The organism is Mycobacterium hubeiense, assembly GCF_002838065.1.
Lineage (GTDB): Bacteria > Actinomycetota > Actinomycetes > Mycobacteriales > Mycobacteriaceae > Mycobacterium > Mycobacterium hubeiense.
Genome location: NZ_PIZU01000009.1, coordinates 71,075 through 86,628 on the forward strand (window position 1 = coordinate 71,075; position 15,554 = coordinate 86,628).

Sequence of the window (15,554 nt, forward strand, 5' to 3'; positions counted from 1 at the left end):
GGTCTTAGACTCGATGCGGTGAGCAGCATTCCGGCCGCTGACGATGTACTGGATCCCGACGAGGCCACCTACGACCTGCCCACCGTGGCCGAGATGCTGGGCGTCCCGGTGACCAAAGTGCATCAACAGCTACGTGAGGGACACCTTGTCGCCGTGCGTCGCAACGGGACGGTGGTGGTACCCAAGATCTTCTTCGACGAGACCGGCCATGTGGTCAAGAGCCTGCCCGCGCTGTTGGTCGTGATGCACGACGGGGGATACCGAGACACCGAGATCGTGCGCTGGCTCTTCACGCCAGATCCGTCGCTGACCATCAGCCGGGACGGCACGACGGAGCAGCAGGCTAATGCCCGCCCGGTGGATGCCCTGCACTCGCATCAGGCTCGGGAAGTGGTGCGGCGGGCCCAGGCGATGGCGGTTTGACCTCCGGCGCCCTATACAGCGAGTACCACGCGACCACCGCGCAGGCCGTGGTGAGCAGTACATGTGCCCACGAGTACATGCCGTGCGCGCCGTCGGGTTTCCACATCACCATGATCCAGGTGGAGAACCCCGCGATCGCGGCGATGGCGAGCCGGCTCTGCCAAAGTGCCGCCACCACCGCCAACGGCCAGGTGTAGTACCAAGGCAGCGCGGCCGGGACGAACAGCACCACCACACCCATCACCAGGGCGATGCCGATCAGCGCCTCGCGGTCGGTGTGACGAAATCGCCACCACAGCAAGGGAAGTGAGACGGCGATGATCGCGATGCCGATGATCCGGGTGACGTCGAGCACGGCGTAGAAGTTGACCGGCACGAAAAGGCTGCCGAACACGTTGACCAGGTTGGCCGCCGCGGTGGGCACCGTCAGCCAGTTGATGATCTTCACCGAACCGGCCAACGCAGTCAGCCAGCCCAGGCCGACACCGGCCAGCCAGGAGAGCACCGCGAACACCGCCGCGAAGATCAACACCGATGCGGCGGTGGCCACCGCGAACGCCCGCAGCGTGGGCATGTTGCGCCGGTCCCGCAGGTGACGCATCCACACCCACACCATGAACGGCAACGCCAGTCCGCCAGTGGCTTTCACCGCGACCGCCGCGGCGATCAGCGCCACCCCCCAGACGTGGTGCCCGGCGAAGGTCAACGCGATGCCGGCCATCATCAGTCCGACCATCAACATCTCGTTGTGGACGCCCCCCATCAGATGGATGATCACCAGCGGATTGAGCACGCAAATCCACAGCGCCGCAGCGCCGTTGGCGCCCACATGGCGGGCAACCCGCGGCGCCGCCCAGATCAGCAACACCAGACCGGGCAGCATGCACAAGCGCAGCAACATGGTTCCGGCCACCACGTCGTTGCCGACCAGAATCGTGACGAACTTGGCCACCAGGATGAACGCCGGGCCGTACGGCGCCGTCGTCGTAGTCCAGATCGGACTAACGTTGTCCAGCAACGAGTTCGGGTTGTCCACCGGGCCAACAACATACGGGTCGAATCCGTCGCGCAGCAGCGCGCCCTGGGCGAGATACGAATAGGTGTCGCGGCTGAACACCGGCACACTGAGCAACAGGGGTGCGAGCCAGAAGCCGGTGGTGGCCACCGTGGTGTATTCGGTTGCGGTGCCGTCGATCACGCGCCGGCCCAGCCATAGCCACGCGATCAGCATCAGCGCCACGCCGCCCCACAGCAGCACCGACGAGAGCACCAGCCCGTGCCCGTATCGCATCCAGGACAGGTGCAGCGACTCCAGCAGCGGGTCGTGTAAGCGGGTACTACCGGCGCCCAACCCGCCGATCGTGATCAGCGCCGCGCCGAGACAACCGAGCAACGCAGGTTTGGCCTGCTCCGATGCGGCGAACGTGGTCAGCCGCGAAACATGCTCGGCCAGCCCGGTTTTCGGGGTCTGGGTGCGGGTTGGGGTAGTCATTCTCCTCAGGCGGACCGGTTGGCGGCCATTCTGGCAAGTTCGGACAAACCCAGTTTGGCCTGTGCGTCGATTGGCGCGGCGGCCAGGATGTCCAACGATCGACGGGTGAGCGTATCGATGCGGTCCTCCACCGCGGCCAGCGCACCGACCGATTCGATGACCAGGCACAGCTCCTTGACCTGCGCGTCGGACAGCTCGGTGCCGATGGATCTCCGCAGGAGTTTGGCCGCCACCGGATCGGTCTTGTCGGCCAACTCGACGGCTTCGGCCAGCAGCACCGTGCGTTTCCCGGATCGCAGGTCGTCGCCGGACGGCTTGCCGGTGACGGCCGGGTCACCGAACACGCCCAGCACGTCGTCGCGCAATTGGAACGCCACACCCAGGTCGGTGCCGAACTCGTGGAAGATCGCCTGCACATCGGGCCGATCCGCGGCGGCGGCCGCGCCGAGCTGCAACGGTCGCGACACGGTGTAGGAGGCCGTCTTGTACAGGTTGACGGTCATCGCGGACTCCACCGATTCCGCGCCGCTGGATTCGGCGACGATGTCGAGATACTGCCCGCCGAGCACCTCGGTGCGGATGCTGGCCCACACCTTCTGCACGCGCCGGTGCGCGTCGATCGGCAGGTCGACGCCTGCGACGACGTCGTCGGCCCACGCCAGTGCGAGGTCGCCGAGAAGGATAGCCGCCGACATCCCGAACTGCTCCGGTGAGCCATGCCAGTTTCGGTCGCGGTGGGCGGTGGCGAACAGCCGGTGCACCGTCGGCAGCCCGCGCCGGGTGGCCGACGCGTCGATGACGTCGTCGTGCACAAGAGCGCAGGCTTGCAGCAATTCCAGTGCGGCGAACAGCCGCAGGCTGTCCGGATCGACGGGGTCATTGGGCCGCGGGGCGACGGCGCGCCAACCCCAGTAGGCGAATGCGGGCCGCAACCGTTTGCCGCCGCGCAAGACGAATTCTTCGAGGGCGCCGGTCAAATCCCCGTAGTCGTCGCCGATGTAGGCGCATTCGCGACGACGTTCGGCCAGATACTCCCGCAACTGGTCGGTGACGGCGCCGGCCAGCTCGACGGCCGACGGTGCCGCGGTATCCACGCTCAGCGAGCGCCCCTTTCTCTTCCAAGGTTTTCACCAGCCCCCGAGCCTCATTCAGAGTAGAGCGTGCAGGCGGTTTTGGAGGAGCCAGGACCTCAGTCCTCGGCGACGGCGGGGTCCCCGACCTTCGGTGAACGGTCGCGGTTCGTCCACGCCAACATGCCGACGATCCCGGCCACCAGGAACGACGCCACCCCCAACCAGATCGCCGCGCCGGTGAACGAGCGGGCGCTCGGGTCGGTGTAGCGGGCCTGGGCATTCATCGTGCTCACCACGCCTGGCCGCAGCTTCCACTCGACCACCTCGGTGCTCACCTGCTCGCCGTTGGTGGAGGTGACCTCGCCGGGGAACGACACCGACAGCGACACGTCGGCCGCTGGGTCGCTCAGCGACGTGAGGTCGGCGCGGCCGTCGAGGATGACCAGGTCGCCGGCGCGCCGCAGCGAGATGTCTACGCCTGCGGCATCGCGGTTCATACTGGCCAGCTGCGGCAGTTCGGCGAAGGTCAGGTCGGAGAACACCGCCTGCGAGCCGACATAGTCGTCGCGGCTGTACTCGGAGACCGCCACCTTGGTGGCAAAAGGCAGCGCATTGAGCAGCTGCGGGCCCTTGTCGTCGGGATTGCGCGGTTTGGCCGCCGCGATGATCTGGCCCGATACCCGGTCGTCCTCAGACACCGTGATGGAGGCGCGCACCCGCACGCAACCCACCGCGCTGGGCACGACGAGCAACAACAACACCACTGCCAGCAGGCGGATTCGGCGTTCGCGGACGCGCACCCGCTCATCGTGCCAGACCGAGGTGCTACAGCGGCAGGGACCGGCCCAAGATGGCGAATGCACGGGGATCCCCGGCGAAGTGGTAGCCGCGGATGATGTCGGTGAACCCCAGCCGCCGGTAAAGCCGCCACGCCCGGTTGGACTCGCCGTTGATCTCCGGTGTGGACAGCAGCACGTGGGATTCGCCGCGGCCGGCCAGCAGCCGCCGGGCCAGCGCCTCGCCGAGCCCGTGTCCCTGGGCGCGCGGGTGGATGTGCAACTCGGTGAGTTCGAAGTAGCTCGACATCAATTCGGCGATACGTGCCGAATCCACTCCGATGCGCTGCAGACCAGCCACCACCTGCTGTTGCCACCATTGATCGGGTGCGCCGCAGTAGCCGTAGGCGACGCCGAGCAGTGGCGCGTCGCTCATCGTCGCGACGTCAGCGTGCTCCCCGGGAGCGACGGGCACGTCGACGGCGGCGACACACTTCCACCCCCGGCGCCGCGTGTGCTCCAACCACATGGAGGCGCGTTGCTCTTCGGTGCCGCGCGGATAGCGCATGGCATCGACGTAGACGCTGAGCGCGTCCGGAAGCCGGCGTTCCATGTCGCTCGGCGACAGATCGATCAGAAATGTCGCCAACTCTGTGTTGCCCTTCGTCCGCGTTCGACTCTGATGCCGTCATCCATTACCGAAGCCATTATCGGGTGGCAGAGCCGGTCCGTCGCAACGCCGCCCTGCGACATACAATCGAGCGGCGAACTAGGTGGTACGGCACAGATCGACCTCGTATCATTACTGTTAGGTGCCCGTAAATGCGGGCATACCCGAGTTTGAACAACGTGCCGCGGCGGCAAGGGAGGGACGAATGCCACTCTCCGATCATGAGCAGCGCATGCTCGAGCAGATCGAGAGCGCGCTCTATGCCGAGGATCCCAAGTTCGCATCGACCGTTCGCGGCGGGACTCTGCGCGCACCCTCGACCCGGCGCCGACTGCAAGGCGCCGCACTCTTCGTAATTGGTTTGGCGATGCTCGTGTCGGGTGTCGCGTTCAAGGCCACCATGATCGGGAGCTTCCCGATCCTGTCGGTGATCGGCTTCTTGGTGATGTTCGGTGGCGTCGTCTATGCGATCACCGGCCCGCGGGTGGCGGGCGGTCGCGACCACGCGGGCGCCGAGCCGGGCGGGCCGCGGCCGAAGCGCGTCAAGGGCTCCGGCACGTTCACCAGTCGGATGGAGGATCGGTTCCGGCGCCGCTTCGACGAATAGGCCGGTACCGACCGAGGTGGGGTAGCTCCTAGACGGGAGCTACCCCTTTTTGTTAGCGGATTGCTACAGATTTCCCCCACCACGCCCCACTGCGCTCGCCGCAGATTCTGAGCTGGGCATTTGAGATCGACCATGGTCTTCGGCCGTGCGCGTGGCGGTTACGGCGCCCGCTCTGACCACGTCGAGTGGGGACACAACACGAACTTTTGCCCATCAATGGAGCAGTGTGGGGGATTGTGGGGTAAAGTGGCGGACAACGGAGCGACCGGGGCTCCGGAGCAGGGCAGGAGGTGGCCAGATGTTTCTGGGCACCTACACGCCGAAACTCGACGACAAGGGGCGGTTGACACTGCCCGCCAAATTCCGCGACGCGCTGGCAGGAGGGCTGATGGTGACCAAGAGCCAAGACCACAGCCTTGCCGTCTATCCACGCGCCGAATTCGAAAAGCTGGCCCGCAAGGCGTCGCAGGCATCCCGAAGCAATCCGGAAGCTCGGGCATTCCTGCGAAACCTCGCTGCCGCCACCGATGAACAGCATCCCGACGGGCAAGGCCGGATCACGTTGTCCGCCGACCATCGTCGCTACGCCAACCTCTCCAAGGAGTGCGTGGTGATCGGTTCGGTTGACTACCTGGAGATCTGGGACGCCCAAGCATGGCAGGAATATCAGCAGGCCCACGAAGAGAACTTCTCCGCGGCGACCGATGAAACTCTGCGCGACATCATCTAGCCCGGCTGTTGGCCGCCACGTTGCCCGTGCATCGCGGCCTCTGCCCGAACCGGCCCTGGCGTACTTCCCCAACGCCAGGTCCGCGATCTCGGACAGGGACCTCGGTGCAGGGGCGCCACCACACAGGCTTTTTCGAGGTGTTGCGATGCCTGACTACGGGCATGTCCCGGTCCTGCTCCAGCGCTGCGTCGAGCTGCTCACACCGGCGCTGACCCGTGAGCACGCCGACGGCGCCGGCGCCGTTCTGGTCGACGCCACGCTGGGCGCGGGCGGGCATGCCGAACGCTTTCTGAGCGAGTTGTCCGGCCTGCGCGTCATCGGGCTGGACCGCGACCCCGATGCGCTGCGCATCGCCGGTCAGCGACTGGCCCCATTCGGCGATCGGGTGAGGTTGGTGCGCACGCGCTACGACGGCATCACTGAGGCGCTGGATGTGCCTGCGGTACAAGGCATTCTGTTCGATCTCGGGGTGTCGTCGATGCAGCTGGACCGCACCGAGCGCGGATTCTCATACTCCGCCGACGCCCCGCTGGATATGCGGATGGACCCCGATGCGCCGCTGACCGCCTCCGACGTGCTCAATACGTACGACGAGAAGACGCTGACGCGGGTGCTGCGCGATTTCGGCGAGGAACGCTACGCGTCCCGCATCGCCAGGCAGATCGTGCGTCGCCGGGCGCAGCGACCGTTTCGCACCACCGGCGAGTTGGTGCAGTTGCTGTACGACGTCATTCCCGCCCCCGCCCGTCGCACCGGTGGCCATCCGGCCAAACGCACTTTCCAAGCGTTGCGCATCGCGGTGAACAGCGAGCTGGAATCGCTGCGCGAGGCACTGCCCGCCGCGCTGGCCGCCCTCGCGCCCGGTGGCCGGATCGTGGTGATGGCCTATCAATCGCTGGAGGACCGCATCGTCAAGAATCAGTTCGCGGCTGCGACCGCCTCCCGCACACCGCCCGGTCTGCCCATCGAATTGCCCGGCCACGAACCCGAATTCGTCGCGCTGACCCGCGGCGCCGAGCGCGCCGATGCCCAGGAAATCAAGCGCAATCCGCGAAGCGCCCCGGTGCGGCTGCGCGCGCTGGAAAAGGTTGGGAGATAACGATGAAGGCCAAGCGATCAGCGCCCGCGCCGGCCGACGAACGCCGGCGCAAAGCGCGTCAGCCCAGCCGCACCGCGCAGCGCCGCACTGTGGACGCCCCGCCGCGCCGCCGCCGGCCCGAACGTGAACAGCGTCCGCTGCGGTCGGCGCCTCAGACCGCGCCGATTCCACGGCCCGCGGAACGGCCGGGCCGGGCCAAGAACGCCAGCCAAGCCAAGGCCCGGGCGAAAGCGCGGAAGGCAAAGGCTCCCAAGGTTGTTCGGCCGCCTCTTCGCGAGCGGCTGCTGGTCAAGCTGGCCTCGATCGAGCTCGATCCCCGCGCGCTCGTCGCCCGGGTGCCGTTTGTCGTGCTGGTGATCGGCGCGCTGGGGATGGGGTTGGGCGTGACGCTGTGGCTGTCTACCGGTGCGGCGGAGCGGTCCTACCAGTTGGGCAACGCCCGAGAGACCAATGAGGCTCTGCTGCAACAGAAGGAAGCCCTGGAGCGCGACGTGCTGGAGGCCCAGGCGGCGCCCGCACTGGCCGAAGCGGCGCGCAACCTCGGCATGATCCCGTCCCGCGACACCGCGCACCTGGTGCAGGATCCGGCCGGTAACTGGGTGGTGGTGGGCACGCCCAAACCCGCCGAAGGTGTGCCGCCGCCACCGCTGAACGCCCCGCTGCCGGAGGAGACGCCGGCACCGACACCGCCGCCGGCGCCGCGGGTCGTCGACCCGCGCGAGATGACCGTGCGAGTGCCGGCCGCGGCTCCGTCATCGACGCCGCCGACGCCACCGACGCCACCGACACCACCGACGCCGTTGGCCGCCCAGGCCGCGCCGGAAGCCGACCACGGCGCGACCGGTCAACCGCCCGCGCTCGGTCCAGCTCAACCGCCTGCCGCGCCGGTGCAGCCCGCGCCGCTGGCCGCCCCGGTGCAGCCCGCAGCCCCGCCGCCCGCGACACCGCTGGATGCGGGCATCACCCACCTGCCGGGCCCGCAGGCACCGACGGCACCCGGCCCGCAGGTTCCCGCCGAGCAGTTCAGCCCGATCACCCCGTCCGCCCCGCCGGCGCCGGTCCCCGCCGCATGAGCCGGCGCGACGAGCATCGCGGGCGCAAGGGTCAGCCCACCCGAGGGCCTGCGCCGAGCCAGGGCCGCTCGGCGCGGAGCCGACGCACCCGCCAGCCCGTCACCGAAACCGGTTTGCGCAGCGCGTCTTTCGTCTTCCGGCATCGGGCGGGCAACGCCATTATCTTCATCTTGCTGCTGATCGCCGGCACCCAGCTGTTCAATCTGCAGGTGCCTCGCGCGGCCGGGTTACGCGCCGAGGCCGCCGGCCAGCTCAAGGTCACCGATGTCGAAAAGGCCTTGCGGGGCAGCATCATCGACCGCAACAACGACAAACTGGCTTTCACCATCGAGGCCCGGGCACTGACGTTCCAGCCGGTCAAGATCCGCAAACAGCTGGCCGAGGCGAGGGAGAAGACACCGGAGGCTCCCGACCCGCAGCGGCGGCTGCGTGACATCGCCACCGAGGTGGCGTCGCGGCTGAACAACAAGCCGGACAAGAAGACCGTGTTGAAGAAGCTCAACAGCGACGAGACGTTCGTCTACCTCGCCCGCGCGGTCGACCCCGCGATCGCCGACGCCATCACCACCAAGTTCCCCGAAGTCGGTTCGGAGCGGCAGGATTTGCGCCAGTACCCGGGCGGCTCGCTGGCGGCCAACATCATCGGCGGCATCGACTGGGACGGCCACGGCCTGCTCGGGCTCGAGGATTCGCTCGACGCGGTGCTGGCGGGCACCGACGGCTCCGTCACGTACGACCGCGGCTCCGACGGCGTCGTGATTCCGGGCAGCTACCGCAACCGCCACGACGCGGTCGACGGTTCCACGGTCCAGCTGACCATCGACGACGACATCCAGTTCCACGTTCAGCAGCAGGTGCAGCAGGCCAAGAACGCCTCCGGCGCCGAGAATGTCTCCGCTGTCGTGCTGGACGCGAAAACCGGTGAAGTGCTGGCGATGTCGAACGACAACACGTTCGACCCGGCACAGGACATCGGCAGGCAGGAGGATCGGCAGCTGGGCAATCCGGCGGTGTCCTCGCCGTTCGAGCCGGGTTCGGTGAACAAGGTCGTCACCGCGGCGTCGGTCATCGAGTTCGGGTTGTCGAACCCGGACGAGGTACTGCAGGTGCCCGGCTCCATCCACATGGGCGGTGTCACCGTGGGTGACGCGTGGAACCACGGTGTTATGCCCTACACCACCACCGGAATCTTCGGAAAGTCCTCCAACGTCGGCACTTTGATGCTGGCCCAGCGTATCGGCCCGGAGCGCTATGCGGACATGCTGCGGCGATTCGGGCTCGGTCAGCGCACCGGGGTGGGGCTGCCCGGTGAAAGCGCGGGCCTGGTCCCGCCGATCGATCAGTGGTCCGGCAGCACGTTCTCCAACTTGCCTATCGGCCAAGGTCTTTCGATGACATTGCTGCAGATGACCAGCATGTACCAGACCATCGCCAACGACGGTGTGCGGATGCCGCCGCGCATCGTCAAGGCCACCATCGCCCCGGACGGAAGCCGCACCGAGGAGCCCCGCCCCGACGGCATCAAAGTGGTGTCGCCGCAGACTGCCCAGACCGTGCGCAACATGCTGCGTGCGGTGGTGCAGCGCGATCCGATGGGCGAGCAGCAGGGTACCGGCCCACAGGCCGCGGTCGAGGGCTACCAGATCGCCGGCAAGACCGGCACCGCCCAGCAGATCAACCCCGCCTGCGGCTGCTACTACTCCGACGTCTACTGGATCACGTTCGCCGGCATCGCCACCGTCGACAATCCGCGTTATGTGGTCGGCATCATGATGGACAATCCCCGTCGCGCCGCTGACGGCAGCCCCGGATCGTCCGCAGCGCCGCTCTTCCACAACATCACGTCGTGGCTGCTGCAGCGCGAGAATGTGCCGCTGTCGCCGGATCCCGGGCCGCCGCTCACCCTGCAAGCGACCTGAGCGGCGAGCCGGTCACAGCCCGGTCGGTACTGTGTCAGGGCCATGAAATTGCGTCCCAGCCGTCCCGTCGGCCACCACCTCGGGCCGCTCATCGACCAGGTCGGCGCTGTGCCCGCCGTCGGTGTTGCGGTGCCCGATGTGCGGATCACCGGCGTGACGCTGCGGGGCCAGGACGCCCAGCCGGGCGACCTGTTCGCCGCCCTGCCCGGTGCCTCGTCGCACGGCGCGCGTTTCGTCGACGACGCGGTGCAGCGCGGCGCGGTCGCCGTGCTCACCGATGCCGCAGGCGCGGCCGAACTGGGTGGGAGCCTTGCCGTTCCGGTGTTCATCCATCCGGCACCGCGCTCGGTGCTCGGCGAGCTGGCGGCCACCGTGTACGGGCGGCCGTCGGAGCGGCTGCGCGTCATCGGGGTCACCGGCACCTCGGGCAAGACCACCACCACCTATCTGGTGGAGGCCGGACTGCGCGCCGCCGAGCGGGTCGCCGGCCTGATCGGCACCGTGGGCATCCGCATCGACGGCCGCGACCTACCCAGCGCGCTGACCACGCCGGAGGCCCCCGAACTGCAGGCGCTGCTCGCGGTGATGGTCGAACAACATGTCGACACCGTGGTGATGGAGGTGTCCAGCCACGCCTTGACGCTCGGCCGGGTGGACGGGGTGCGCTTCGCGGTCGGCGGGTTCACCAACCTATCGCGTGATCACCTGGATTTCCATCCGACCATGGAGGACTACTTCGACGCCAAAGCGCGGCTGTTCGATCCCCAATCACCTACGCACGCAGATATTTCCGTGATCTGCGTGGACGACGACGCGGGCCGGGCGATGGCCCGGTTGGCGCAGGCGCCGGTGTCTGTCAGCGCGACCGGCCGTAACGCCGACTGGCGCGCAGAAGACATTCGCGCCGTCGACGCCGGCGCCCAGGAGTTCGTCGCGGTGGATCCGGCCGGGGTGCACCATGCGCTGCGCATCGGGTTGCCCGGCCGCTACAACGTGGCCAACTGCCTGCTGGCGGCGGCGCTGCTCGACACGGTCGGGGTGTCCCCGGAGCAGGCCGCGCCCGGGTTGCGCCGGGCGACGGTGCCCGGCCGGCTCGAGGCGATCGACCGCGGCCAGGATTTTCTCGCGCTCGTCGACTACGCCCACAAGCCCGGCGCGCTGAACGCGGTGCTGCAGACGCTGCGGGACCAGTGCACCGGACGGTTGGCGGTGGTGTTCGGCGCCGGAGGCAACCGCGACGCGGGCAAGCGCGAGCCGATGGGCCGCGTCGCCGCCGAACTGGCCGACCTCGTGGTGATCACCGACGACAACCCCCGCGACGAAGATCCGGGTGCCATACGGGCGGCGATCCTCGCGGGTGCTTCGGGTGGTCAGGCCGAGGTGGTCGAGCTCGGTGACCGGCGGGCGGCCATTGACTATGCGGTCGGTTGGGCACAGGCCGGCGACGTGGTGCTGATCGCGGGCAAAGGCCACGAAACGGGCCAGACCAGTCACGGCGAGACCCGGCCGTTCGACGACCGCGAGCAATTGGCCGCGGCGTTACAGGCATTGGGGTCGGGCTCGTGATCAACCTGACCATCGCCCAGATCGCCGAGATCGTCGGCGGCGAACTCGCCGACATCACGCCCGAGCAGGCGGCGCGTACCCGCGTCACCGGAACCATCGAATTCGATTCGCGCGCAGTCACGCCCGGCGGATTGTTCCTGGCGCTTCCCGGTGCCCGATCCGACGGCCATGACTTCGCAGCGGCCGCAGTCCAGGCCGGCGCCGTCGCGGTGCTGGCGGCGCGGCCGGTCGGCGTGCCGGCCATCGTGGTGAGGCCGGGTAACGCCGTCGGCCCGATCGACGCTGCTTCGGGGGCCCTCGAACACGACACCGACGGCTCCGGCGCCGCGGTGCTGGCCGCGCTGGCGCGATTGGCCGGCGCGGTCGCGGCCGAACTGGTGGCCGGCGGACTGACCATCATCGGCGTCACCGGCTCGTCGGGCAAGACTTCGACCAAGGACCTGCTGGCCGCGGTGCTGGCGCCGCTGGGGGAGGTGGTCGCGCCGCCGGGCTCGTTCAACAACGAACTCGGTCACCCGTGGACGGTGCTGCGGGCCACCCCCGAGACCGACTATCTGATCCTGGAGATGTCCGCGCGCCACCCCGGCAACATCGCCGCATTGGCCGCCATCGCCCCGCCGTCGATCGCGGTGGTGCTCAACGTCGGCACCGCCCACCTCGGCGAGTTCGGCTCGAGAGAAGCCATCGCCGCAACCAAATCAGAACTGCCGCAAGCAGTTCCGGCGTCAGGCGTGGTGGTGCTCAACGCCGACGACCCCGCCGTGGCGGCGATGGCCGACAACACCGCCGCCCGCGTGGTGCGGGTGTCACGCTCGCCGGGCGCGGATCTGTGGGCCGGGCCGGTCACCCTCGACGAGTTGGCCCGGCCCCGCTTCACCCTGCACGCCGCCGATCGCCAGGTCGACGTCACGCTGGCCGTCCACGGTGACCATCAGGTGTCCAACGCGCTGTGCGCGGCCGCCGTCGCGCTGGAGTGCGGCGCCAGCCTGCCGCAGGTGGCCGCGGCGTTGGCCGCCGCCCACCCGGTGTCGCGGCACCGGATGCAGGTCTATACCCGGGCCGACGGTGTGACGATCATCGACGACGCCTACAACGCCAACCCGGATTCCATGGCGGCCGGCCTGAAATCGCTGGCCTGGATGTCTCGCCAGGGCGGTGAGGCCAGACGCAGCTGGGCGGTGCTCGGCGAGATGGCCGAACTCGGTGAGGACGCGATAACCGAGCATGACCGCATCGGCCGATTGGCGGTGCGCTTAGATGTCTCTCGACTCATCGTCGTGGGAACCGGGAGGGCTATGAGCGCCATGCACCACGGCGCGGTGATGGAGGGGTCGTGGGGCTCTGAGTCGACCATGGTCCCCGATGCCGACGCCGCGCTGGCTCTGTTGCGGGCCGAACTGCGGGCGCCAGACGTGGTGCTGGTGAAGGCCTCCAACGCCGCCGGGCTGGGCGCGCTGGCCGACGCGCTTGTCAACGAAGACGGGACCGCGCGCGGATGAGGCAAATCCTTATCGCCGTCGGTATCGCGCTGACGGTGTCGATCCTGTTGACCCCGGCGCTGATCCGGCTGTTCACCAGCCAGGGGTTCGGCCATGAGATCCGCGAGGACGGACCGCCCAGTCATCAGAAGAAGCGCGGCACGCCGTCGATGGGCGGCGTCGCCATCCTGGCGGGTATCTGGGCCAGCTACCTGGGCACCCACCTGGTCGGATTGGCCCTGGACGGGCAGGGCCCGTCCGCGTCCGGACTGCTGGTGCTGGGCCTGGCCACCGCGCTGGGCGCCGTCGGCTTCGTCGACGACCTGATCAAGATCCGGCGCGCCCGCAACCTCGGCCTGAACAAGACCGCCAAGACCGTCGGCATCCTGCTGGCCGCCGTGATCTTCGGCGTCCTGGCGCTGCAGTTCCGCAACGGCGAGGGCCTGACGCCGGCCAGTGCCGAGCTGTCTTACGTGCGCGAAATCGCCACGGTCACACTGGCGCCCGCGATCTTCGTATTGTTCTGCGTGGTCATCGTCAGCGCCTGGTCCAACGCGGTGAACTTCACCGACGGGCTGGACGGGCTGGCCGCGGGGGCGATGGCGATGGTGTGCGCGGCCTATGTGCTGATCACCTTCTGGCAGTACCGCAACGCGTGCGCCACCAGCCCGGGCCTGGGCTGCTACAACGTGCGCGACCCGCTGGACCTCGCGCTGATCGCCGCCGCGACCGCCGGGGCCTGCATCGGCTTTCTGTGGTGGAACGCCGCACCGGCCAAGATCTTCATGGGCGACACCGGCTCGCTCGCGCTGGGCGGCATCATCGCCGGACTGTCGGTGACCAGCCGCACCGAAATGCTGGCGGTGGTGCTCGGCGCGCTGTTCGTCGCCGAGGTCACCTCCGTCGTCGTGCAGATCCTGGCGTTCCGCACCACCGGNGGCGGTGGTGCTCGGCGCGCTGTTCGTCGCCGAGGTCACCTCCGTCGTCGTGCAGATCCTGGCGTTCCGCACCACCGGACGACGGGTGTTCCGGATGGCGCCGTTTCATCACCACTTCGAACTCGTCGGCTGGGCCGAAACCACCGTGATCATCCGGTTCTGGTTGCTGACCGCCATCGCCTGCGGACTCGGGGTGGCACTCTTCTACAGTGAGTGGCTCGCCGCCGTCGGGGCCTGAGATGACCGACCTGACCGCAGACGCCCGGGTGTTGGTCACCGGGGCGGGCATCACGGGCCGTTCGGTCAGCGCGGCGCTCGCACCGATGGGGGTGCGGCTGACGATCTGCGACGACGACCCCAAGGCCCTGCAGCGGCTTTCGGAGGCGGCGCGGGTGGTCGAGACGCCCGCCGCAATCGATCGCATCGCGGACTACGACCTGGTGGTGACCAGCCCCGGCTTTGCGCCCACCGCACCGGTGCTGGCCGCCGCCGCGGCCGCCGGCGTGCCGATCTGGGGTGACGTCGAGTTGGCATGGCGACTGGACCAGTCGGGCCGCTTCGGGGGGCCGCGGCGCTGGCTCGTCGTCACCGGCACCAACGGCAAGACCACGACCACCTCGATGCTGCACGCGATGCTCGTCGCCGCCGGGCGACGGGCCATGTTGTGCGGCAACATCGGCGACCCGGTGCTCGACCTGATCGCCGAGCCGGCCGAGTTCCTGGCCGTCGAACTGTCCAGCTTCCAGTTGCACTGGGCGCCGTCGCTGCGCCCCGAGGCCGGCGTCGTGCTCAACGTCGCCGAGGACCACCTGGACTGGCACGGCTCACTGGAGGCCTACGCCCGCGACAAGGCGCGGGTGCTCGACGGGCGGGTCGCGGTCGTCGGCCTCGACGACCCGGTGGCCGCGAAATTGCTGGACACCGCCGCCGCGTCGGTACGCGCCGGCTTCCGGTTGGGCGAGCCCGCGCCCGGCGAGCTCGGGGTGCGCGACGGCATGCTGGTCGACAACGCGTTCGGCGACGGCGTCGCGCTGGCCGACGCCGCATCCATCCCGGTGGCCGGGCCGGTTGGCGTGCTCGACGCGCTGGCCGCCGCCGCGTTGGCGCGCGCAGTCGACGTGCCGCCGGAGGCGATTGCCGACGCGCTAGCGTCGTTTGAGGTGGGGCGGCACCGCGCCGAGGTCGTCGCGGTCGTCGACGGGGTCACCTACGTCGACGATTCGAAGGCGACGAACCCGCACGCTGCGCAGGCTTCGATCGCCGCCTACCCGCGGGTGGTGTGGATCGCCGGCGGACTGCTCAAAGGCGCATCGGTGGACGACCTCGTCACCGAGGTGGCAAATCGGCTGGTCGGAGCCGTGTTGATCGGACGAGACCGTGGCGTGGTTGCCAACGCGTTATCGCGACACGCCCCGGATGTCCCCGTCGTCGAGCTTGTGACGGGGGAGGATTCTGGGGTGCTTGAGACGATTGAGCCTAGTGAGTCAGGTATTAATACTGTGACTCGTGTTATCGAGACGGGGGAGCGTCCGCTGGGCGAGGCCGTGATGACGGCCGTCGTCGACGCCGCCCGCGGCTTGGCCGGCGCCGGGGACACCGTGTTGCTGGCACCCGCGGGCGCGTCCTTCGACCAGTTCAGTAGCTACGGCCACCGCGGCGATGCGTTCGCCGCCGCGGTCCGCGCCATCACCCGGTAACGACGGTGAGCAA

At 68.8% G+C, this 15,554-nt stretch carries 12 protein-coding genes and 2 pseudogenes; 10 read left to right on the forward strand and 4 right to left on the reverse strand.

Going from position 1 to position 15,554, the window contains the following annotated elements:
• Nucleotides 1-18: 18 nt before the first annotated feature.
• Nucleotides 19-423 (forward strand): Rv2175c family DNA-binding protein, encoded by a 405-nt coding sequence (locus tag CWS39_RS09560; RefSeq protein ID WP_102142680.1) that lies wholly within the window; start codon nucleotides 19-21, stop codon nucleotides 421-423.
• Here CWS39_RS09560 and CWS39_RS09565 read toward each other — a convergent pair.
• From CWS39_RS09565 to CWS39_RS09580, 4 genes are all read right to left on the reverse strand, one after another.
• Complete coding sequence (locus CWS39_RS09565; protein ID WP_102142681.1) at nucleotides 344-1,915, reverse strand: alpha-(1->6)-mannopyranosyltransferase A; 1,572 nt, start codon at nucleotides 1,913-1,915, stop codon at nucleotides 344-346. The two genes, CWS39_RS09560 and CWS39_RS09565, sit on opposite strands and share 80 nt — an antisense overlap.
• 5 nt (nucleotides 1,916-1,920) lie before the next feature.
• A complete protein-coding gene (gene idsA2, locus CWS39_RS09570; protein WP_102142682.1) occupies nucleotides 1,921-3,009 on the reverse strand; it encodes a bifunctional (2E,6E)-farnesyl/geranyl diphosphate synthase in 1,089 nt (362 codons plus the stop codon).
• Nucleotides 3,010-3,104: 95 nt separating this feature from the next.
• Nucleotides 3,105-3,788 (reverse strand): LppM family (lipo)protein, encoded by a 684-nt coding sequence (locus CWS39_RS09575; RefSeq protein WP_102142683.1) that lies wholly within the window; start codon nucleotides 3,786-3,788, stop codon nucleotides 3,105-3,107.
• A gap of 25 nt (nucleotides 3,789-3,813) precedes the next feature.
• Nucleotides 3,814-4,413, reverse strand: a complete 600-nt coding sequence (locus CWS39_RS09580; RefSeq protein ID WP_199178022.1) for a GNAT family N-acetyltransferase — start codon at nucleotides 4,411-4,413, stop codon at nucleotides 3,814-3,816.
• Nucleotides 4,414-4,639: 226 nt separating this feature from the next.
• Between CWS39_RS09580 and CWS39_RS09585 the strand changes: the two genes are divergently transcribed.
• The 9 genes and pseudogenes from CWS39_RS09585 (at nucleotide 4,640) to murD (ending at nucleotide 15,541) form a co-directional block, all read left to right on the forward strand.
• Nucleotides 4,640-5,041, forward strand: a complete 402-nt coding sequence (locus tag CWS39_RS09585; RefSeq protein WP_102142684.1) for an SCO2097 family morphological protein — start codon at nucleotides 4,640-4,642, stop codon at nucleotides 5,039-5,041.
• A 298-nt stretch (nucleotides 5,042-5,339) separates the two neighbouring features.
• A complete protein-coding gene (gene mraZ / locus CWS39_RS09590) occupies nucleotides 5,340-5,771 on the forward strand; it encodes a division/cell wall cluster transcriptional repressor MraZ (RefSeq protein WP_102142685.1) in 432 nt (143 codons plus the stop codon).
• Nucleotides 5,746-6,870, forward strand: coding sequence for a 16S rRNA (cytosine(1402)-N(4))-methyltransferase RsmH (gene rsmH, locus CWS39_RS09595; RefSeq protein ID WP_199178023.1), 1,125 nt, complete (start codon nucleotides 5,746-5,748; stop codon nucleotides 6,868-6,870). The genes mraZ and rsmH overlap by 26 nt, the downstream gene beginning before the upstream one ends.
• A gap of 2 nt (nucleotides 6,871-6,872) precedes the next feature.
• Complete coding sequence (gene ftsL / locus CWS39_RS09600; RefSeq protein WP_102142687.1) at nucleotides 6,873-7,943, forward strand: cell division protein FtsL; 1,071 nt, start codon at nucleotides 6,873-6,875, stop codon at nucleotides 7,941-7,943.
• A pseudogene (locus CWS39_RS09605) lies at nucleotides 7,864-9,862 on the forward strand (peptidoglycan D,D-transpeptidase FtsI family protein); the annotation flags it as partial. The gene ftsL and the pseudogene CWS39_RS09605, both read left to right, overlap by 80 nt.
• Before the next feature lie 42 nt (nucleotides 9,863-9,904).
• Nucleotides 9,905-11,428 (forward strand): UDP-N-acetylmuramoyl-L-alanyl-D-glutamate--2,6-diaminopimelate ligase, encoded by a 1,524-nt coding sequence (locus CWS39_RS09610; protein ID WP_102142689.1) that lies wholly within the window; start codon nucleotides 9,905-9,907, stop codon nucleotides 11,426-11,428.
• A complete protein-coding gene (locus CWS39_RS09615) occupies nucleotides 11,425-12,927 on the forward strand; it encodes a UDP-N-acetylmuramoyl-tripeptide--D-alanyl-D-alanine ligase (protein ID WP_102142690.1) in 1,503 nt (500 codons plus the stop codon). The genes CWS39_RS09610 and CWS39_RS09615 overlap by 4 nt, the downstream gene beginning before the upstream one ends.
• Nucleotides 12,924-14,082, forward strand: a pseudogene (mraY, locus tag CWS39_RS09620) (phospho-N-acetylmuramoyl-pentapeptide-transferase). Before CWS39_RS09615 ends, mraY begins: the two are co-directional and overlap by 4 nt.
• A 1-nt stretch (nucleotide 14,083) precedes the next feature.
• Nucleotides 14,084-15,541, forward strand: coding sequence for a UDP-N-acetylmuramoyl-L-alanine--D-glutamate ligase (murD, locus tag CWS39_RS09625; protein ID WP_102142742.1), 1,458 nt, complete (start codon nucleotides 14,084-14,086; stop codon nucleotides 15,539-15,541).
• Nucleotides 15,542-15,554: the final 13 nt, after the last annotated feature.

Coding starts and splice junctions, on each gene's coding strand:
- CWS39_RS09585 (WP_102142684.1), top strand. CDS start 4,640: ATGCCACTCTCCGATCATGAGCAGCGCATGCTCGAGCAGATCGAGAGC.
- rsmH (WP_199178023.1), top strand. CDS start 5,746: ATGAAACTCTGCGCGACATCATCTAGCCCGGCTGTTGGCCGCCACGTT.
- CWS39_RS09565 (WP_102142681.1), bottom strand. CDS start 1,915: ATGACTACCCCAACCCGCACCCAGACCCCGAAAACCGGGCTGGCCGAG.
- murD (WP_102142742.1), top strand. CDS start 14,084: ATGACCGACCTGACCGCAGACGCCCGGGTGTTGGTCACCGGGGCGGGC.
- mraZ (WP_102142685.1), top strand. CDS start 5,340: ATGTTTCTGGGCACCTACACGCCGAAACTCGACGACAAGGGGCGGTTG.
- CWS39_RS09610 (WP_102142689.1), top strand. CDS start 9,905: ATGAAATTGCGTCCCAGCCGTCCCGTCGGCCACCACCTCGGGCCGCTC.
- ftsL (WP_102142687.1), top strand. CDS start 6,873: ATGAAGGCCAAGCGATCAGCGCCCGCGCCGGCCGACGAACGCCGGCGC.